Annotated in this window: 8 protein-coding genes; 6 read left to right on the top strand and 2 right to left on the bottom strand. The window is 58.9% G+C overall.

The window, feature by feature from the left end:
* Positions 1-10: 10 nt before the first annotated feature.
* From ileS to C8D82_RS12935, 5 genes are all read left to right on the top strand, one after another.
* On the top strand, positions 11-3,136 hold the full coding sequence (gene ileS, locus C8D82_RS12955; RefSeq protein ID WP_116884713.1) for an isoleucine--tRNA ligase: 3,126 nt from the start codon (positions 11-13) through the stop codon (positions 3,134-3,136).
* A gap of 1 nt (position 3,137) precedes the next feature.
* The gene (locus C8D82_RS12950) at positions 3,138-4,127 is read left to right on the top strand and encodes an FAD:protein FMN transferase (protein ID WP_116884712.1); all 990 of its coding nucleotides are present in this window, start codon (positions 3,138-3,140) and stop codon (positions 4,125-4,127) included.
* 229 nt (positions 4,128-4,356) lie between these two features.
* Positions 4,357-5,415 (top strand): substrate-binding domain-containing protein, encoded by a 1,059-nt coding sequence (locus C8D82_RS12945; protein ID WP_116884711.1) that lies wholly within the window; start codon positions 4,357-4,359, stop codon positions 5,413-5,415.
* Positions 5,416-5,665: 250 nt separating this feature from the next.
* Entirely contained in the window at positions 5,666-6,400 is a 735-nt protein-coding gene (locus tag C8D82_RS12940; RefSeq protein WP_207776129.1) for a DUF1559 family PulG-like putative transporter, read from the top strand.
* 20 nt (positions 6,401-6,420) lie between these two features.
* Positions 6,421-10,353: a hypothetical protein gene (locus C8D82_RS12935; RefSeq protein ID WP_133245195.1), complete on the top strand. Its 3,933-nt coding sequence runs from the start codon at positions 6,421-6,423 to the stop codon at positions 10,351-10,353.
* Positions 10,354-10,778: 425 nt separating this feature from the next.
* Here C8D82_RS12935 and C8D82_RS12930 read toward each other — a convergent pair whose 3' ends face one another.
* Together C8D82_RS12930 and C8D82_RS12925 are read right to left on the bottom strand one after the other, a co-directional pair.
* Positions 10,779-11,795 carry an ABC transporter permease gene (locus C8D82_RS12930; protein ID WP_165833065.1) on the bottom strand — a complete coding sequence of 339 codons (1,017 nt, stop codon included), beginning with the start codon at positions 11,793-11,795 and terminating at the stop codon, positions 10,779-10,781.
* The gene (locus C8D82_RS12925) at positions 11,795-13,048 is read right to left on the bottom strand and encodes an MFS transporter (protein WP_116884708.1); all 1,254 of its coding nucleotides are present in this window, start codon (positions 13,046-13,048) and stop codon (positions 11,795-11,797) included. Before C8D82_RS12925 ends, C8D82_RS12930 begins: the two co-directional genes overlap by 1 nt.
* A gap of 593 nt (positions 13,049-13,641) precedes the next feature.
* On the opposite strand from C8D82_RS12925, the gene C8D82_RS12920 reads away from it, so the two are divergent.
* Positions 13,642-20,508 (top strand): fibronectin type III domain-containing protein (locus C8D82_RS12920; RefSeq protein WP_165833064.1); only part of this gene is annotated, 6,867 nt, incomplete at its 3' end.

Here is a 20,508-nt window from a genome sequence, read left to right as displayed (position 1 = left end):
GGAGAAGAATATGGCGTTTCAAAACATCTCCAACCAGGTTACCTTTCCGGAGCTGGAAACCGAAATCCTGAAATTCTGGCAGGAGTCCGGCATCTTTGAAAAATCGCTGGAGCAGCGCAGGGGCGGCGACGAATTCGTGTTCTACGACGGCCCCCCGTTTGCGACCGGCCTGCCCCACTACGGCCATTTGCTGGCCGGCACCATCAAGGACGTGGTGCCCCGCTACCAGACCATGCGCGGCAAGTACGTCGAGCGCCGCTTCGGCTGGGACTGCCACGGGCTGCCGGTCGAGAACGAGATGGAAAAGCAGCTGAATCTCTCCAGCAAGCGCGATATCGAGGCCTACGGTATCGATAAGTTCAACGAGGCGTGCCGTTCGATCGTGCTGCGCTACACCTCCGAGTGGGAGAAGATCGTGAACCGGATGGGGCGCTGGGTGGATTTCCGCAACGGCTACCGCACGATGGACCGCAGCTTCATGGAGTCGATCTGGTGGGTGTTCAAGAACCTGTGGGATCAGGGGCTGGTTTACGAGGGGTATAAAATCCTGCCGTACTGCCCGCGCTGCGCGACGCCGCTCTCCAACTTCGAGGCCAACCAGGGGTACAAGGATGTGGTGGACCCGGCGATCACGATCCGCTTCAAGGTGAAGGGGGAGGAGAATACCTACTTCCTCGCGTGGACGACCACGCCGTGGACGCTGCCGTCGAACCTCGCGCTGACCGTCGGCCCCGACATCGACTATGTGAAGATCAAGGACGGCGGCGACTTCTACATCATGGCTGCCGCCCGCGTCGGCGCCTATTACAAGGAGGCGCCGGAGGTGGTCTGGCAGGGCAAGGGGGCCGAACTGGTCGGCCGCCGCTATGAGCCGCTCTTCCCGTACTTTGAAAACCTGGCGGAGCAGGGGGCGTTTCAGGTGCTTTCCGCCGGTTTCGTCAGCACCGAGGACGGCACCGGCATCGTGCATACCGCTCCGGGCTTCGGCGAGGACGACAACGCGGTCTGCAAGGCGGCAGGACTTCCGGAGGTCTGTCCGATCGACGGCGAATGCCGCTTCACCGCCGAAGTTCCCGACTATCAGGGCCGCCCGGTCAAGTCGGTGGACAAGGATATCATGCAGCGGCTGAAGGATGAGGGCAAACTGGTTCACCGCGGCCAGATCAAGCACAGCTATCCGCACTGCTGGCGTGACGACGGCCCGCTGATCTACCGCGCGATCTCCACCTGGTTCGTGAAGGTCGAGGCGATCAAGGAGAAGATGGTCGAAAACAACCAGTCGATCAACTGGGTTCCGGCGCACCTGCGCGACGGCCGGTTCGGCAAGTGGCTCGAAAACGCCCGCGACTGGGCGATCAGCCGCAACCGCTACTGGGGCACGCCGCTGCCGATCTGGCGTAACGACGAGGGCGAGGTGATCGTGGTCGGCAGCGCCGGAGAGCTGGAGCAGCTGACCGGCAGAAAGATCGACGACCTGCACAAGCATTTCATGGACAAGATCGAAATCCCCTCCCCGACCGGCAAGTCGCCGCTGAAACGGGTGCCTGAGGTGTTTGACTGCTGGTTTGAATCCGGTTCGATGCCGTATGCCCAGCAGCACTATCCGTTTGAAAACAAACGGCATTTCGAGGAGAACTTCCCGGCGGACTTCATCGCCGAGGGGCTCGACCAGACCCGCGGCTGGTTCTACACGCTGGTGGTGCTGGCGACCGCGCTGTTCGACCGGCCCCCGTTCAAGAACGTGGTGGTCAACGGGCTGGTGCTGGCGGAAAACGGCCAGAAGATGTCCAAGCGGCTGCGCAACTATCCCGACCCGATGGTGGTGGTCAACACCTACGGCGCGGACGCGGTGCGGCTCTTCATGCTCGGCAGCCAGGTGGTGCGCGCCGAGGACCTGAAGTTCTCCGAGGCGGGCGTCAAGGAGGTGCTGCGCGGCATCATGATCCCGATGTGGAACGCGCTGGCGTTCTTCACCACCTACGCGAATGTGGATCACTACAATCCGGGCAGGGGCGAAGTGAAGCCGCCGGCGCACGCGTCGAACGTGCTGGACCGCTGGATTCTCTCCTCCGCGTCGCAGATGGTCGAGGAAATCCGCGGCGAACTCGATGCATACAACCTGCAGAAGGCCGCGAACCGGTTCAGCCGCTTCATCGACGACCTGACCAACTGGTACATCCGGCGCAGCCGCCGCCGTTTCTGGAAGTCCAGCGACGACGCCGACAAGCAGGAAGCTTACGCGACGCTGCACTATGTGCTGCTGACCTTCGCGAAGACCGCCGCGCCGTTCATCCCGTTCACGACCGAGGCGATCTACCGGGCGCTGCGCACGGAGGAAATGCCGGAGTCGGTCCATCTGTGCGACTATCCTGAACCGGCCGACTGCCGCGATGAATATCTGGAACGGCAGATGGCGCTGACCATGAGCGCGGTTTCGCAGGGCCGTTTCCTGCGTACCGCCCACAACCTGAAAGTGCGTCAGCCGCTGGCCCGCGCCGTGCTGGTCGCCGCGAACGCCGAAGCGCGCCGGATGCTGGAGGACACCGCATGGATCATCGCCGAGGAATTGAACGTGAAGAACGTCGAATTCAGCGATGACGAGGAGGCGTTGGTCCACCGCAGCTGCAAGGCGAATTTCAAGGCGCTCGGCAGCCGCCTCGGCAAGAACATGAAGGCCGCCGCCGCGGTGATCGCCGCGTTTTCCGGCCGCGAAATCGGTGAAATTCTGGCGGGAAAAAGCGCGTCGGTCACGCTGCCCGACGGTTCGACCGCTGAAATCGGCGCGGACGACCTGATCATCCAGCGCGAGGAGAAGGCCGGTCTGGTCGCCTCCAGCGAAAACGGCGTGACCATCGCGCTGGCGACCGAGCTGACACCGGAGCTGGAGCAGGAAGGATTCGCCCGCGAGCTGGTCAGCAGGATCCAGAATATCCGCAAGGAGCTGATGTTCGAGGTCACGGACCGGATCGCGGTGAAGTACCGTGTCCCGGCTGAATGGGAGGCCGCGGTGCGGAACTTCCACAGCTATATCTCCGACGAAACCCTTGCGGTCGAACTGGCCGCCGGAACCGGCGACAATGAGCAGGAGCTGGATGTGAACGGCGCCGCCTGCTTCGTGTCGGTGGTGAAGGCGTAGCATGATGACGGCGCGTACCCGGTTCGGTCTGGCGGGAGCCCTCCTGCTGGTGTTGGTTGCGGCCGGTTTCGCGTCGGCCTTTGCCGTACAGCGGGCCGGCCTGAAGAAGCTGGAGCACTCGTTCCCGACGATGGGAACGGGGGCGGCTTTCACCTTCTGGGGAGCGCCGGAAAAAGCGGAGCTGGCCGCGAAAAACGGCCGCGCCGAATTTGACCGCGTGGTTCGGGCCTGTAATTTGTACGATCCTGAGAGTGAGCTTGCCAAGCTCAACCGCAGTGCGGCGGAGGCTCCGTTCGGTTGTTCGGACGAACTTTGGGTGCTGCTCAGCGAAGCGCGGCAGGCGTATGAATTCAGCGGCGGCGCATTCGACATCACCGCCAAGCCGCTGATGGATCTGTGGGGCTTCTACCGCAGGCGCGGCGACTCGCTGCCCTCCGAAGCGGAGATCGCCGAAGCGAAAAAACGCGTCGGGCTCGATAAAGTGGTCTTTGACGATGAAAAGCAGACAGTGAAATTCACGGTGCCGGGCATGGCGTTCGACCTCGGCGGCATCGCCAAGGGATACGCGGTCGACCAGGCCGCTGAAGCTGCGCTGCAGGCGGGCATCCGGCGCGGCGTGATCGACCTCGGCGGCAACCTGCGGCTGCTGCCGGAGCCGCCGCCGGGCAAGCCGTTCTACCGGGTCGGCATCCGCAACCCGAAAAATCGGGATGAGCTTCTGCCCGAACCGCTGGAACTGCGAAACGCCTCCGTTTCGACCTCCGGCGATTATGAGCGCTATGTGACGATCGGCAAGCAGCGGTATGGGCATATCATGAATCCCAAAACCGGGTTGCCGACGCAGGCGGACTATTCGGTGACGGTGATCGCACCCTCCGCAATGCTGGCCGACTGGCTTTCGACCAGTGTATTTCTGGAGGGCGAGGAGCTGGGAGAGCGCGCCGAACGGGAGTTCCCGGGCGTTCAGGTGATCTTTTCCACGGCTCCGTAAAAAACGGCGGTGAATCTCTTGCCGGAAGCGCCCGTTGCTCCGAAATCCGGAGAAACAGCATTTTGGGGCATTTTTTTTGATTTTTTTCCTGTCCCCCTCTTGCTTTTTTAAATCTTTTTTGGTATAATTAAAATGTATTCATGGTAAATACAATCATGCGGCGCGGATTTCGCGTTTTTTATTTGAAACGAATGTATCTATCGCAAATACATTCAAACGGAGCGGTTTGATGGAAAGTGAAAATAAGAGCGACTGGCTGTACCGGCAACTGCACCAGCGGGTGATGCGCATGCGGGATCAGGAGGCGTTTCCGACCGTCCGGCAGCTGATGGCGGAATACGGCCTGAGCCTGGTCACGGTCACGGCGGCGGTGAGGCGCCTGAAGGAGAAAGGGCTGGTCGAGTCTTTCGTCGGCCGCGGCTCGTTCGTCCGGCGCGAGCGGCAGGCCTGCTTTCACGTGCTGATGCTCCAGCCGAACTGGGAGAGCGCCTATTTGGACCGCAACCGGGATATGCTCATAGAGGCGGTCCGGCAGTTCCCGATGGAGCTGGAGGTGTGCCGGTACGACTACCGGGTGGACATTTTCGCCCATCTCAACGAATACAGCGCCGACCTGATTGTGCTGGACGCCGCTTCGATCGACCGGCTCCGGCCCGAACAGGTGATGATGCTGACCCAGTCGGTGGCTCCGGTGATTCTGTGCAGCAACGCGGTGCCGCTGGAAGGCATCCGTTATGTGTGCGGCGACAATAATGCGGTGGGGATGCTCGCGGTACGCCACCTGACCGAAAACGGCCATGACCGTCTGGGATTTCTGTATTGCGAACCGCATGTGCTGACCTCGGAAACCGTGGTGGGAAGTTTTAATTTCGCGGCGTCCGCCAGCGGTTGCAAGGTGACGCTGCTGGATTGCGGTATGCGTTCCGGCGACCGCCCGGAAGCGAAGATCCGGGAGTTTGCGAGGCGGTTCGCCGACGGGGAGTTCGATTTTACCGCGATGTTCGCGATCTCCGATTACGGCGCGCTGGTCGCGCTCCGGGAGTTCGAGGCGTTGGGGATTGAGGTCCCGGAGACATTGAGCATCCTCGGATGCGGCAATGTCAAAGTGCCGGGAATCGAACGGTTGACCACGGTGGACACCCCGCGCAGTCAGATCGCGCAGGAGGTGGCGACGATGGCGTATCATATTCTCGGCCATCACGAGGGATTCAGGACGCAGGTGAATGTGCCGCCGGTGATGGCCGTCCGCAAAACGGTCCGGCAGCTTCCGGTCCGGCAGGTTGTTTAGAAATCAATGGTTTTCGGTAATGTTTCAACTTACAGGAGGAAGTTATGAAATTAAAAGAATATATGCCGCTAAATATTATAATATATGTAGATGATTTTGTATAATGTGCAATATGTTTGCCGCCTTGAGGGAACCAACATTAAAAATATGGAACAGAAAGGGCTGAAATATGAAAAACAAGCAGAATAAACGCAACATACTGCACATTATGCGGCAGAATGGGTTGAGGTTCACACTTATTGAACTTCTTGTGGTGATTGCGATTATCGCGATTCTGGCGGCGATGCTGCTGCCGGCGCTGAACAAGGCGCGCGAGGTCGCCAAGAAATCCAAATGCACCAATAACCTGAAGCAGATTTTCACCGGCCTGTCGCTGTATGCCGGGGATTATAAATATTACCCGGCCGCCTGGCCGCAGTACAATGAGGAGAATTTGAATCTGGATATCTGGCACTACAAGGTGATGCCTTATCTTTCGATCAACAAGAAGCCGAAGAATTGGGATGAATGGTCGGAGCTGCGCAACACCGGCATCTTTCGCTGTGCCTCAATGGCTACGATTCCCGGACTTAACTTCTATTGCTATTCCATGAGTACGTTCTGCAAACCTTATACCAGTTTTGACATGACCAATCTGGTGGCTCCGCTGGGAAAGAATATAAAGGACTGCAATGGCCTCTATTCAATGCCAGAATCCAGGTGCCGGCGGAGTCCGAGCGCTGCAGTGTCCCGTCCCACGCCGTCTGAATTGCTGTTTGTCTCCGAGCTTGGTTTTGAAAACAATTCAAGTGACAACAATACGCCGATGATTCAGGGAGGCGATATTTTCAACAGCGCGAACCGCGGCACCGGGGCGATGGATGCGTTCGGCACTTCGTTCCGGCATGGCGGCATGAAACCGGTGATGTGGTTCGATGGCCACGTCGATTCAGTGAAGCGCGATGAAGTGAACTGGCATCTGGCGCGTGCGCCTTATGGACTTTGAGAAATAAAGAAAGGATTCCGATGAAAGCAGGAAAACATCTCCAGATGGGGGGCGTCGGCGCGGTTCTGTTCGCGTCGGCGGCATTGGCCGGAGCGCCGGTCGCGTTCGACGCGGGCGTGGTCCGCAATGCGCCGGGCCTCGAACCGAAGCCGTTTGCGACGGAGAATGGCTCCCTGACGTTTGCGTGGGAGCCAAAAGCCTCTCCCTATGTTGAACTGGCTTTTCAAAAGCCGGTCACGCTGCCGCGTTTCGCCAATGCCCGGGTCGGCATGAAATTCCGGGCCCCCGCCGGTTCTCCGGTGGGGCGGATGGGGCTGCGATTGCTGGACGCCAAAGGGGAGACCTTTCAGTACACCGCGCCGGTGAGCAAAAACGCCGACGGCACTCTGGAAGTCCTCTGGAAGGTGAATCCGGCTGAAAAATTTGAAAGCTGGGGCATGAACGCCGACAAGGTGCTCGACCAGCCGGTGCGGCTGAATGCGTTCAGCATCGATTACGACCGGAACGCCGCTCCGACGGAATTGACGCTGGTGTCGGTGGACGCCGAAACGGAAGACGGCGGCAGTGCGGCCCCGCTCCGGCTGGCGGTGAATGCCGGGGCGAAGAAATTCGTGCCGGGCGACCGGAATGCTGTCGAGTTGCCGTATGTGGCGGTGCCGGACGGGAATGGCCGGGGCATCGAAGTAAGCTGGGACCCGTCGAAATCCAGATATATCGAAGTATTGTTCAATCGGCCGCTGGCGCTGCCGGAGTTCAACAAGGTCACGGTGAACGCGAAATTCTACGCTCCGGCAGGGTGTCCGGTCCGGAACATCGGGCTGCGGCTGGGCGACGCCTCCAATGAGATTTTCCAGTACTCCAAGGCGCTGAGTTTCACGGCGGGCGGAGTGATCGACGCGAGCTGGACCGTCACGCCGGGCGAATGGAAGAACAGCTGGGGCGGCAATGCCGACCATCAGTTCGACCAGCCGGGGAAGGTGCGCGGTTTCGGCGTCGATTACGCTCCGGCGGGAACTTCGGCGAAGTTCTATTTGCTGTCGCTGACCGCGGAGGTTTCCGGCGGGGCGGCGCAGAATGCGACTCGCACGCTGTATTCGTTCGACCTGGCGAACGCATTCCGCAAGAACTGGGGGACCGGGACACTCAGCCTCGGTGAAAACGGGCTGTCGGTCGGCGATATCAGGGGAGAGACGGCGATCGCGGAGCGGAAAGGGGAACTGGTGTTCTTCAACTCCCGCCCGACCCGGATTCAGCTCGACGCGCAGCTCAATGCCGGGCAGGTGAAGGCGTACTGGGTGTTCCGCGACGCGGCCGGCAAAGAGCTGCGGTCGCCGGAACTGGCGTTGAAGAACGGAAAGAACGTGTTGAATTTCAACCTTGCCGAACTTATGAAAAACGTCCGGCTGCCGATCCGGGTCGAACGGCTGGCGCTGGTCAATTCCGGCAGTGCGCCCGGTTCGGTCGTGCTGACCGGCAGCCGCATGTCGGTGGCGCAGCCGCTGGCGGAGGCGGTCGATTTTGAAGTGCAGACCGGCAACGGCATCGGCGTGCTGAAAACCGGCATGGAAAATGCGCTGATGCTGAATTTCACCAATACGGCCGGCGAAGCCGGGGAGTTCGCGATCGACGTGACGTTCCGCCATTTCAGCGGCAAGACAGCCCGGGAGAGCTTCCGCGCCGCGCTCAAGCCGGGCGAGAGCCGGAGCCTTTCCCCGAAATTCCGGCCTGACCTGCTGGGCCACTGGGATGTGGAGGCGACGGTGCGGAACGCGGAGGCTTCCAACCGCACGGTGCGCAGCTTCGCTTACCTGCGTCCTGCCGGGCCGACTCCGGGGCTGGCTCCGGGGTTTCTGTTCAGCATCTGCACCCATTCGGGCCGCTGGAGCATCATGGAACAATTGCTGGAGGCGGAAGCCGCCGCGACCTGCGGAGCGAAGGTGATCCGCGACAGCGTCGAATGGGGCAGCCTCCAGCCGGAGCGCGACGTCTGGAACTGGGAACGGATGGATTTCCTGGTGAACCTCTACAGCGCGCTCGGTATCGAGCATCAGGCGTTGTTCGCCTTTACCGCGAAATGGGCCGCTCCGCTTGAGGCGCAGCAGTCCAGAAACTGGCTCGACTGGAACCGCTGCGCTCCTGACCTTGACGCATGGCGCACCTATGTCCGCACGATGGCGGAGCGTTACCGGGGCCGGATCCGGTACTGGGAGGTCTGGAACGAACCGGATCTCTCCGGCTTCAACAAAATGTCGCTCGACGAATATGTCGCGCTGCAGAAGGCCACCTATGAGGAGGTCAAAAAGGTTGCGCCGGAATCGGTCGTGATGACCGGCGGCTTCGCGACTTTGTCCGACCACCCCGGCAAGAAAAGCCCGACCTTCCACCGCGACTATCTGAATCTGGCCAAGGGCAGCTTTGACGTGCACGCCTACCACGAACACGGCTCTTTCGCCCAGTTCGCGCAACTGGTCGACGGCATCTTCGTGCCGATGCGCAAAGAGACCGGAACCACGGCGTCGTGGTACGCCAATGAAACCGCGATCAACTCGATGAACGGTTCGGAACGCAACCAGGCGCTGACGCTGTTCAAGAAGCTGCTGTATGCGTGGAGTCGCGGCGCGATCGGCTACACCTGGTACGACCTGCGCAACGACGGTTTCGACCCGCTGGAGGGCGAGCATAACTACGGCATGCTGACCAACGACTTCCAGCCGAAGCCGGTCTATTCGGTCTACAACATGCTCGCCGGGCTGTACCGCGAGATGAACTATGTGAAGCAGCTGGAGCTGGGCACCAACCGCTGGGGCTTCGTGTTCGCGGACGGCCGGGATATCCTGATTCCGGCCTGGGATGAATCCGGTTTCGGTTCCGCGATGACGCTGGCGGTGAAGACCGACGCGAAGAGCGCCGCCGCGATCGACCTGATGGGCAATGAAACCCCGGTCGCGCTGCTTGACGGCATGGCGCTGCTGGAGGTGACCGCGCTGCCCTATACCCTGAAACTCGCCGGAGCGCAGAGTGCGGAACCGGCCGGGACGCTGCTCGAACTCGCCGCCGGTGGTGTGGCGGTGCCGGGACGGACGTTCCGCTTCTCGCTGAATGTGTTCAACCCGCTGAAGCATGACTGCAAATTCCGGCTGGAGCTTTCGGGCCTGCCGGAAGGGCTGACGGCGGCGGAAACAGTGCGCGAAGTCGAAGTAGCCGCCGGGAAAAATGCGGTGGTGGAATTCGCCGCGGAGGTCGCTTCCACACTGGCTCCCGAATACGGTTCCCGCAAGGAGCTGACGGTCGGCTACCGGCTGGCCGGCACGCCGTGGGCCGGTTCGATGACGGTTCCGGTGAATACCGCAGTTGCGGTTCCGGCCGGGAAGAATTTCGACCGTAAGCCGGATTTCACGTTGGACAAGCGCGGGCAGGTGGTTTCGCTGACCGCCGCTGACCCGGCGATGTCCCACCGCGTCTGGCGCAACGCGGACGATCTGAGCGCGAAAATCTACCTCGGCGAAGCCGACGGTGCGATGCACATGCTCGTGAAGGTCACGGACGACAAGCATCACCAGCCCTACAGCGGGTTTGAGGTCTGGAAGGGCGACAATATCCAGTTTGCGTTCCAGCTGCCCGGCCAGCGCGGTTACTGGGAGTTCGGCCTCTCGCATCTCAATTCCGGCAAATCCGAGATCATGCCGTTCCAGGCTCCGGACGGTTTCGACGGTGCTGCCGCCGCCGGAAAACTGAAGCTGGTCACCACCCGCAAGGGGACGGAAACCTGTTACGACCTGACGATCCCGGAGAGCGCGGTCGGCGCTGATTCCGCCTTGCTGAAGCAGGGCATCCGGTTCAATCTGCTGGTGAACGACAATGACGGCGAAGGACGCGACGGCTGGATGCACATCGCTCCGGGAATCGGAGAGAACAAGAATCCGGACCGGTTCCCGTTTGTGCTGTTCGAGTAACTCGGGAATAAGCAGACCTCCCCGGGATGGCGCGAGTGCCGTTCCGGGGATTTTTTGTCGGCTTCAGAGGCGATTCGCGTGTGGAAAGCCATGCCGCCTTCGCGGCAGGCGGGTCTGCTTGCCCTGACGGGCAGCAGACCGCCGTGGGCTCACGGCCTGATTTTCAATCAGGCACCTGAGCTGGGCGTTTCGCCCACGGAGTGTCTCCGACGGGCAAGGCGCTTCGCCCTTGCAACCCGACCGGGTAGCACCCGGAGGCGAGTACTGCCGATAGACCTTGCACAACCCATTATTAATAACCCCGGTTTTGAGATTTTTGCGCAGCAAAAAGCTCGAAACCGTACCCGGCACCGGCACCTTGCCGGTCGGTGCCGAACGTCGGCTTCGGTAACTGGGCGAAGCGCCCCGAGCAGCCGGAGGCAAGGCTATCTGGTGAGCTTGATGCGGGGATCGGCGGCGAGGTAGAGCAGGTCGGCGATCAGGACGCCGGCGAGCGTCAGTGCTCCGGCAAAGGCGAAAAGCGCCATCTGCAGCGGATAGTCCCGGCTCGACAGCGCGAGCAGCGACAGCGAACCCATTCCGGGAATGTTGAAGATGTATTCCACAAGGATGCTTCCGGCGACCAGCGAGGGGAGCAGGCCGCTGAAGAGTGTGATCAGGGTGATCAGGGCGTTCCGGAAGGCGTGGGTCCAGATCACGGTGTGTTCGGAAAGCCCTTTGGCGCGGGCGGTGCGGATGTAGTCGGAATGGATCACTTCGAGCATTCCGTTCCGGGCGTAGCGCGACAATCCGGCGAGTCCGCCGTAGGCGAGACAGAAGACCGGCAGCGTGTAGTGGCGGATGATTTCCCATTGCAGATGCCAGGTGGAAAGCTCGTCCGCATGGGCGGGCACCAGCCCTTTCAGCGGGAAAAGCTCCCAGTGTCCGCCTTCGCACAGCATCGCCTGCAGCATCAGGCCGACCCACATCACCGGCAGCGAGTAGAGCACGAACAGCCCGAAAGCGGTGATCTGGTCGAACCAGCTTCCGGCGCGTATCGCGGTGAATACGCCGAGCGGGATGGCGATCAGGTAGGTCAGCGCGACGGCCCAGAAGTTCAGCGTGACGGTCACCGGGAGCCGTTCGAGGATGACGGTCGTGACGGGACGCCCGGGATCGACCGAGGCAGAGGTGCCGAAGTCTCCCTTCAGCGTCACATCGCGCAGCCACAGGGCGAAGCCGGTCAGGATGGGCTTGTCCAGATTCAGCTTTTCGCGCATGGCGCGGTTGGGGGTGGGAGTCCCTTTGGAACTGTCCACAGCGGCTCCGGCCGAATCGCTGCCGAACATACTGCTCCGGGTCGGATCTCCCGGCGCAAGCCGCAGCAGCACATAGCTGACCAGCAGGATCATCAGCAGCGTGAAGGCCGCCAGCAGCAGCCGCCTGATCAGGTATTGAACCATCAGCTTCTCCTTTCGGAGGGGACGGCGACGCGGCTGAGCAGCCATGCTCCGGCGAGGAACGGAACCGCCAGCAGCGTGATCCCGTATTCCGAACGGCCGAAGAGCCAGACCGCCACGCCGATCAGGATCGGACCGAGCACGGTGGTGAATTTGCCGAAGATGTTGTAGAAACCGAAAAATTCCGATGCCCGTTCACGCGGGATCAGTTCGCTGAAGAGCGACCGGCTCAGCGACTGGATCCCTCCCTGCGAGGTGCCGATCAGGAATGCGGCGATCAGGAATGCGGCCAGCTTCGCGTCGGCGCTGCCGAGCGACGGGATGATTCCGACGATCAGGGTGATCAGCACATAGATGCCGATCGCGAGATAGACCAGCTTCCGGGCCGGAATCCGCCGTGCCAGCCGCCCGTACAGGATCGTGAACGGGAAGCCCAGGAACTGCAGCGCGAGGATCGTGCCGAACAGCCAGCCGGGCGGAATTCCGATGTCCTGACTGAGCGGAGCGGCCATCATGAAGATGGTGCCGACGCCGTCGATGTAGAGGAAATAGGCGGCGAGGAAGATCACGACGTTGCGGTAATTGCCGATTTCGCGCGCGGTCGCGATCAGGCGGCGGAAGCCGTCCAATGGATTGATCCGCTGCGACGCGCGCGGCTTTTCCCGGACATTGCGGAAGAGCGGCCACGCCAGCGTTCCCCACCACGCCGCCGCGATCACAAAGGAACATTTGACGCCGAAAATGGAATCGCTCCCGACGATCATCAGCAGTCCGAGGCAGAGCAGGAACGGAATCATTCCGCCGATGTATCCCCAGGCATACGCCATTGAGGAGAGGCGGTGGAAGCCTCCGCGCGAACTGACGTCCACCAGCAGCGAATCGTAAAAGGAGTTGCCGCCCATATAGGCGACCAGGCTGATGAAGTAGAGCCAGAGCACCAGACTGGCGTCGCCGCGCCGGGCGAAGCAGAGCGCGACGGTGGCGAGAATCCCGGCGCTCATGAAAATGCCGAGATATTTTTTGCGGCCGGAGTTGGCGTCGGCGATGGTGCCGAGCCAGGGGGCGAGAATCCCGGCGGCGATTCCGGCGGCGGAGCTGACGAATCCCCAGTAACTGGTGGCGACAGCCGGGGCGAGGTTTTCCGCCGCGTAGTTCTTGAAGAAAATCGGAGCGAAGACAGTCCGTACGATCAGCGCGAAAGCCGCATTGGCCATATCGTACAGAATCCAGCTCAACTGGGCGCGTGACAGCTTCAAATTCGGACTCCTGCCTGCTGTTAAGAATGATTTTTCATAATATAAGGTGAAAACCAAACGAATTCAAACCGAATGACCGGGGAACACATTACCGTCTCTGATTCGGAGATGGATGACCGGAAAATCATTTTTCACAATATAAAACGAGGTTGAAACTTTTATCGGAACCGCTAAGAAAGGCCGCCGTGTGAACGTCTTTCTGCAGTAAAAACCATTTTGTTTCATTACTTTTGCGTATTTATAAATTTTATTTACGAAATCGGTGATGGAAAAAAACTGAAAAAAATTCTAAAACGCATTGACTTTTGCAAAGCGGTATATTATTCTATTGTTGATGTAGTCTGTTTTAATAACTGATCTTTTTGAGGGTAATGGGGGAAAAGGAGTGAGGTTTCCGGAAATAAACAAGTCGGTTGATGGTCGAAAATTATTTTATGAAACAGCAGTAAAAGCAGGGGAATTCTGTAATGAGCGTTGATTATATTTACACTCCAATCGATCAGAAAGTTCAAACGCCCAATGATGTTACAATTCTGGGAAATGCAATTGGCGTGACCGACTTCGGCCTTGTTCAGGGGGAAGAGTATTTTGCGATGTCGGTGAAATACGAAGCCAGCCTGACTTTGACGAAAAACAATGCAAGGCTCACCATCGGCGGCGATTACAGCAACTATGGACTCCCGAATATCAGCTACCAGGGACGCCAGATGCGCAAAGATGTCACCGCAGTCCGTTTCAGCCAGGACGGTACAGTGATCTTTGCCGCACAGACCGGAGGCAGCGGGGCGTATGGAAATCAGGATTCCAATATGCTGGTGACGGCAAGGCATGAAGCCTATACCGAACGCTCTTACTGGGACACCAACCCGCCCATCACGGATAATGTCAATGTTTCGGCGTTTGAAGCCGCAGGAACCATGACTGTGGTGGGGGATGTGTTGGGAACCATCAATGCGGTCAGTGACAGCAAACTGTTGGGGCTTTTCCAGAAGAACAATGATAAATACGAGGCCAAAAATACCAGTGTAAATGAATCGGGTAACAGCAGTGCTCTGAAGGCCAAACAGCTTGTGATTGGCAACGGCTTTACCGCGCATGTCAATGCCGTGACCAAAACCCATATCGCGGGATTTGCGAGTACTTCGGTGACCGGCAACTCATTCCGCGCGGCAGGTATTGAAACAACGGAAGGGATCACCGGAGGAATCGGCGAGTGGTCCGGCGCGATCTTCGCAAGCAGCAGCAACAGCATATTCGAAGCCACGGTTGCCCAACTTAACCCGAATGACAAGGGAGAACGGGCGAGCGGTTCCACTTCCATGTCCGATAATACGATCAAAGCTTCCGGTATTTCCGCCGGCGGTACGGTGAAGATCGACAATATGGTCGGAGGGCTTGAAGGAGTCGGAACGATTGGCGGTCGTAATATCAATATCGGAGCGAAAGTAAGCAACAACCGGCTTACCGCAGATGTTTCCAATGGTGATGCCGATATTTCCATTGCGATGAACAACAACGTGCTGGAATCCGTCGGCATCAAGGCGGGAACATTGGAATTGGGCCGGTTCGGAAAAGATGCACTGATTGTGGCGGAAACTTCCGGCAACAGTCTGAACGCTTCGTTTACAGGAGGCAAGAAAAGAACGTTTTCGTTCTCCGGTAACCGGCTTACCGCTTCCGGTCTTGAGGTTACGGATCTGAAAGCCGCCGATTATTATGGCGCGACCCAGATCTATTTCCAGAACAATCAGTTGAATCTCGGCAGTTGGACTGGTTCGATCGATGCCGATGTGGAATTCAAGGCGTATGGCATCAATGCTTCCGGAAAGATTGAAGCCTCAAATAATTTCGGCGGCGCCATCAATGTTGACAGCTCCGGCAACGTCGGGCACATCAGCCAGTTTAAGGTCCATAACTCCAAGATCATGACTTACGGTATCAAGGCAGGTGCCTTTACCGTGAACGGTACCATTGACACCAATATTACGGTGAATGCCGGAACCAATTCCACCTGGGATGTCCAGAGCGCATTCGGCATCAGTGTCAATACGCTGAAGGCCGAAGCATTTTCCGGGTCCATCAGCGTGGCCGGCGATACGTTGTCGGGATCTTCGCTCAGCGTGGCGGCATTCGGCCTCTATGTCGCTCAGGACGGTGTGGGAATTTCGGGAAATACCGCCGGTGATGCGTTCGACATCAACGGCAGCATCAAATCTACCTACTGCGGCATTTTGAGTTACGGTACGATCAACCTGCGGATCTCCGGGATGATCGACGCTCCGATCGCGATCATGGTGGAATCCACCTATAACGAGCAAACCGGTATTTTTTATACCCGTACTCCGAACAATCCGGACAAAGTGGAATTGGCCGACGGCGCGGTAATCAACGGAGCGGTCGATTTGGGCGGCGGCGAAAACACCATGGTCATCAACAGTGGTGCGACGATGAATGGAACACTTGCCGCCGATCAGGGCAAGATGAACATTACGTTCATGCTGGACAAGACGGTTAAATCCGGGGCGATCGTTACCACAAACATCAATGATGTGTCCCTGACCAGCGCCAGTACGATTACCGTCAACCTGAACAATGCGGTTGAAGGGGGCCGGTATGTACTGTTCGATTACGGCAGCGCGTATCCGGTTGGGGCATATTGGATGTCCCGTGAAGTCCGGTTTGTCTATCAGGGGGAAGAGTACCGGGTCAGTATGGTTGACGGGCGTGCCGAATGTACTTTTTCCAATGGGGTGCGCGGTACTTTAGTGTATGAGCAATCCACTCAGCAGGTCGTCGCCGTCATCAATGACATGAAAGCCGCACCGGCTTTCACCGGGCAAACCCGGGCGGAAGTCAACTATCAGGACCGGGCAGTGACCCTTTATTGGAATGGAGCCGCCCGGGCGGAACAGTTCGAAATAGAGTACAGCATCAACGGCGGGAAAAGTATTGTAGTCAAAGTTGACGGAAGCCGCAGTTCGTATGTGATCCAGGGATTGGACAACAGTTCGAATTACAATATTGTCTGGAAGGTCCGGGGCAGTACCGGCAAAGGAACCGAGGTGTCCGCCTGGAGCGCCAGTCAGACAACCAGTTTTGCGCCGGTCATGGAGAAAAACGAGGCGCAGGTCACGCTGACCGGAAATTCTCCGTACGTGGTGAATCCGGATGATGCCGCCGCCGGTATCACATCTTCGATTGCGAAGTTTGTGTGGGGAAGTGCCGTCAGTACCAATTCCAAGGAAGGCAAGAACGAAAGTTACGCGATCAAGAATTACACTGTTCAGTATTTTGAGTCGGACGAGGAATTGACGGATGCGCAGGTGAATGCCTATTTCTCAAGCGGCAAGCCGTTCTTTTCCAAGACTGTGACGGGGACGGAGGTTACGGTTTCCGGGCTGACCAACCAGCGGTTTGTTTACTGGCGTGTTCAGGCTACCGATGTTTATGGCAATAAGAGTGCTTTTTCAAACGGTGATGCTTTTCGGGTATGGGTCGGGGATGATGTAAAGCCCTATTTCCCGGATCTGGAAAACAATGCGGAAAAAGCCAAGGTCGACTGCACGTTCGACCGCTCCGATCCTTATAATGTGAAGCTGAATGTTTCGTTTTACTGGAGCGAGGCGCAGGATTCGCAGTCCGGCGTCAAACAGTATGTGATCGAATATAAGCTCAAGGGGACGGAGTGGAGTACAGCGGAACGCGTCTCTGTCCTTGCCGACCGGAAAAATCCGTCGGGCGGCTTTGCGTACAGCCTTTCCAAAGTGATTGCCGGAGGCATGTATGAGTACCGGATTACGGCGGTGGACAACGTCGGCAATCAGAGCGACCCGGTCATCGAAGGGGAGTTCGGCTCCGAGGACCTGACGCCGCCGGAAGGCAAGTTCATCAGCCTGGGGAAGGCTCAGATTACCGTAACCCGCTCGGGCGGCAGCAGCGAAACTCCCGATGAGGGCGGGGAAACGGAAACAGTGAGCACCGTTTCCACACGTGCTATCGGCAGCGGTTCTTCCGGATTGCTTGATGACCAGGTGACCGGCGGCGGCAACAGCGGCGGCAGCAGCGGCGGTGACGGCGGCGCCACGACTCCGACGGAACCGGTCAACCGGATCACCGGAGCCACGGTTACGGTCAGTTGGGAGGATACTTTCACCGATCCGTCGGGCGTTAAGTATATCGTGCAGTTCTCGGATGATATGTCCTTTACCAGCAACCGCACATTTGAAGTCACGGCGGATGGCAAGACCCTGGTTCTGGGCGACGGCGTCGGCAATGCCGTGGGGCGGCTTTCCGGGATGTCGACCGTCTACTGGCGCGTCAGGGCGGTGGACGGCGCGGGCAATACGGGAGCGTTCTGGAGCAACATCTCCTCGTTTGAGTTCAAGGACCCGGAGACCGGCGAGGCGATCGTGGATTACGATACGCCGACCGCTCCGTCGAATCTGTCCGTGACTCAGGGGGAGGGACGCTACGTTTCGTTCAACTGGAGTGGCTCGTCCGATCAGTTCGGACTCAGCTACTATGAGCTTCAGGTGACTCTGAACGGAGAGACCAGGACATATCGGATCAGCAGCGGAGACAATACCGATATGTTCGGTTATGAGGTGAAACTCTGGGCTGACGGCGTATGCACCTGGAAAGTGACGGCGGTCGACGGGACCGGCAAAGTCGCTTCAAGTTCCACGGAAAAGCTCACGGTGGATACTGCGGCTCCGAACTGGGATAAGTTTGAAGGTGTGATCGGCCTCGACGTCATTCCCGCGCAGAACAATCCGATCGTCAGTTGGAATCCGGCTCTGGATCTCGGCCATGAGAAGGACAAGGACGGCGGCGTCAAACATTATGTTCTCCAGTACCGGATCGCGGGACAGGGGGACGATGCGTGGCAGAGCATGGTCGTGGAAGGCACCAGCCAGATGCTGAACCTCGGGAACGGCAGCTATGAGTTCCGGGTTTCGGCGGTCGACCATGTCGGCAACCAGAGCGAATGGAGCGAGGCGCAGGAATATCTTGTGACCAGCGGCGGCGACTCCGGCAATACGATGGGCAGCGCGACATTGATCGAAAGCGGCTGGAGCAACAAGGAATCCGATCGGACCGTCGGGATGAGCGATCCCGCCGATTACCTGAAATTCCGGGTCGACCGCGCATTCGAACTGACGATTTCGGTCAGCGATGTGAAGTCGTTGTACAACAATGGCAGCGGCATCACGATCAAGGTGCTGAATTCCAGCGGCAAAGTGGTCGGCAACTACTCGGTGGCCAACGGTTCCAAGAGCTTCACGATGAGCCTGCTGGCGGGAATGGGGCAGACCTTCTATATCGAAGTGACCTCCAAGAAATCCAATGCGATCATGAATTACGAACTGGAGGTCGACTACAAGGAGCTGAATGCGAACAACGCGGACGACACCTGGACGCTGGCGCAGAACAATGCGGCTTACCACTGCCGGGTCGATGCGGTTTCCAGCGAGCAGGGAAACAAGGTCAGCGAAACGCTGGTCGAAACCGACTGGGTCGGCTTCGGCGACACCGCCGACTACCGCAAACTGGTGCTTTCGCAGGCCGGCAACTACAGCTTCACGATCTCCAATCCGGGCGGCGCGAACGGCGGACTGGCGAACAGCGTGACGCTGACCATCTACAAGGCTGACGGCAAGTCGAAGCTCAAATCGATCACCGTGAAGCCGAAATACGACGCCAGGACCGGTACCTGGACCGCTACCGCCGGTTCCACCGGCTACTTCCTGATGGAAGCGGGAACCTACTACGTCGCGGTCGGCGCGCCCGGCGGCAACAAGGGGGAAAACACCGATTACAGCGTCAAGGTGGATGGAACCGTGTTCAATCATGCCAAGAACGGCATTGCGAACAACACGATCGATCAGGCCAAAGCGCTGGCGGGCGTGAAGCTCGGCGGCAATGTCGACGGCACGCTGACCTCCACCAAGGTGCTGGAGCAGGAGTGGGTCGGTTACGGCGACGCGGTCGACTATCAGAAACTGGTGTTCCAGCACGCCGGCAGCTACACTTTCACGACGAGCGGGCTTTCCGGCAAGGTGAAGCTGACGGTCTACAGTGTGGATGCGAACGGCAAGCAGAAATCGCTGAAGTCGATCACCGTCAATTCCGGCGCCGGCACGATCAAAGACCTGCTGCTTGAGGCGAACACCAATTATTATATCGCGGTCGAATCCACCGACGCCAAGAAGGGTGCAAGCATTGATTATGAGGTTTCGGTCGGCGGCAAGGTGTTCAACCATGACAAGAACGGTCTGGCGAACAACAGCTTCGATCAGGCGCGGGCGCTGCCTGTGCTTACCGTCACGGGCAATGCGGACGGCACTCTCGGCTCCACGCCGGTTCTTGCGGACGAGTGGGTCGGTTACGGTGATGCGGCGGACTGGCAGAAACTGACGTTCACGGATGCGGGCAGCTACACCTTTACGGTGAGCGGGCTTTCGCAGAAAGCGAAGCTGACGGTCTACAGCGTGGACGCGAATGGCAAGCTCAAGTCGATGAAGTCGATCACGGTGAATGCTCCGAAGAGCGGCGTCGCTTCCGGTACGATCAAGGATCTTCTGATGCTGGCCGGCACCACTTATTATATCGCGGTGGAAGCGCCGGATTGGAAGAAGGGCGTCGGCACGGACTATGAGTTGAATGTGAGCGGCAATGTGTTCAACCATGCGAAGAACAACCTCGCGAACAACAGCTATGATCAGGTCAAGGGCCAGAGCGTCACGCCGATCACCGGCAACGCCGACGGCACGCTGAGCACGACTCCGCTGTTGGCGGACGAGTGGGTCGGCTATGGCGACTCGGTAGACTTCCAGAAGTTGACGTTCACGAATGCGGGCAGCTATACCTTCACGGTGAGCGGAGTTTCGCAGAAGGTGAAGTTGACGGTCTACAGTGTGGATGCGAACGGCAGGCTCAAGTCGATGAAGTCGATCACGGTGAATGCTCCGAAGAGCGGCGTCGCCTCCGGCACGATCCAGAACCTGCTGATGGAAGCGGGCAAGGATTACTATGTCGCGGTGGAAGCGCCGGACTGGAAGAAGGGTGTCGGCACCGATTACGATCTGACGGTCAACGGCAATGTGTTCAACCATGCGAAGAACAACCTCGCGAACAACAGCTATGATCAGGTCAGGGGCCAGAGCGTTACGCCGATCACGGGCAACGCTGACGGCACTCTCAGCTCCACGCTGGTTCTGGCGGACGAGTGGGTCGGCTACGGCGACTCGGTCGACTTCCAGAAGCTGACGTTCACGAATGCGGGCAGCTACACCTTCACGGTGAGCGGAGTTTCGCAGAAGGTGAAGCTGACGGTCTACAGCGTGGATGCGAACGGCAAGCTCAAGTCGATGAAGTCGATCACGGTGAATGCTCCGAAGAGCGGCGTCGCCTCCGGCACGATCCAGAACCTGCTGATGGAAGCGGGCAAGGATTACTAC

Source organism: Victivallis vadensis (assembly GCF_003096415.1).
GTDB lineage: Bacteria > Verrucomicrobiota > Lentisphaeria > Victivallales > Victivallaceae > Victivallis > Victivallis vadensis.
This window is presented reverse-complemented; position numbering and strand designations above follow the sequence as displayed.

What these genes read in the sequence shown, in the direction of transcription:
- ileS (WP_116884713.1), top strand. Translation starts at nt 11, where the DNA reads ATGGCGTTTCAAAACATCTCCAACCAGGTTACCTTTCCGGAGCTGGAA.
- C8D82_RS12950 (WP_116884712.1), top strand. Translation starts at nt 3,138, where the DNA reads ATGATGACGGCGCGTACCCGGTTCGGTCTGGCGGGAGCCCTCCTGCTG.
- C8D82_RS12945 (WP_116884711.1), top strand. Translation starts at nt 4,357, where the DNA reads ATGGAAAGTGAAAATAAGAGCGACTGGCTGTACCGGCAACTGCACCAG.
- C8D82_RS12935 (WP_133245195.1), top strand. Translation starts at nt 6,421, where the DNA reads ATGAAAGCAGGAAAACATCTCCAGATGGGGGGCGTCGGCGCGGTTCTG.
- C8D82_RS12930 (WP_165833065.1), bottom strand. Translation starts at nt 11,795, where the DNA reads ATGGTTCAATACCTGATCAGGCGGCTGCTGCTGGCGGCCTTCACGCTG.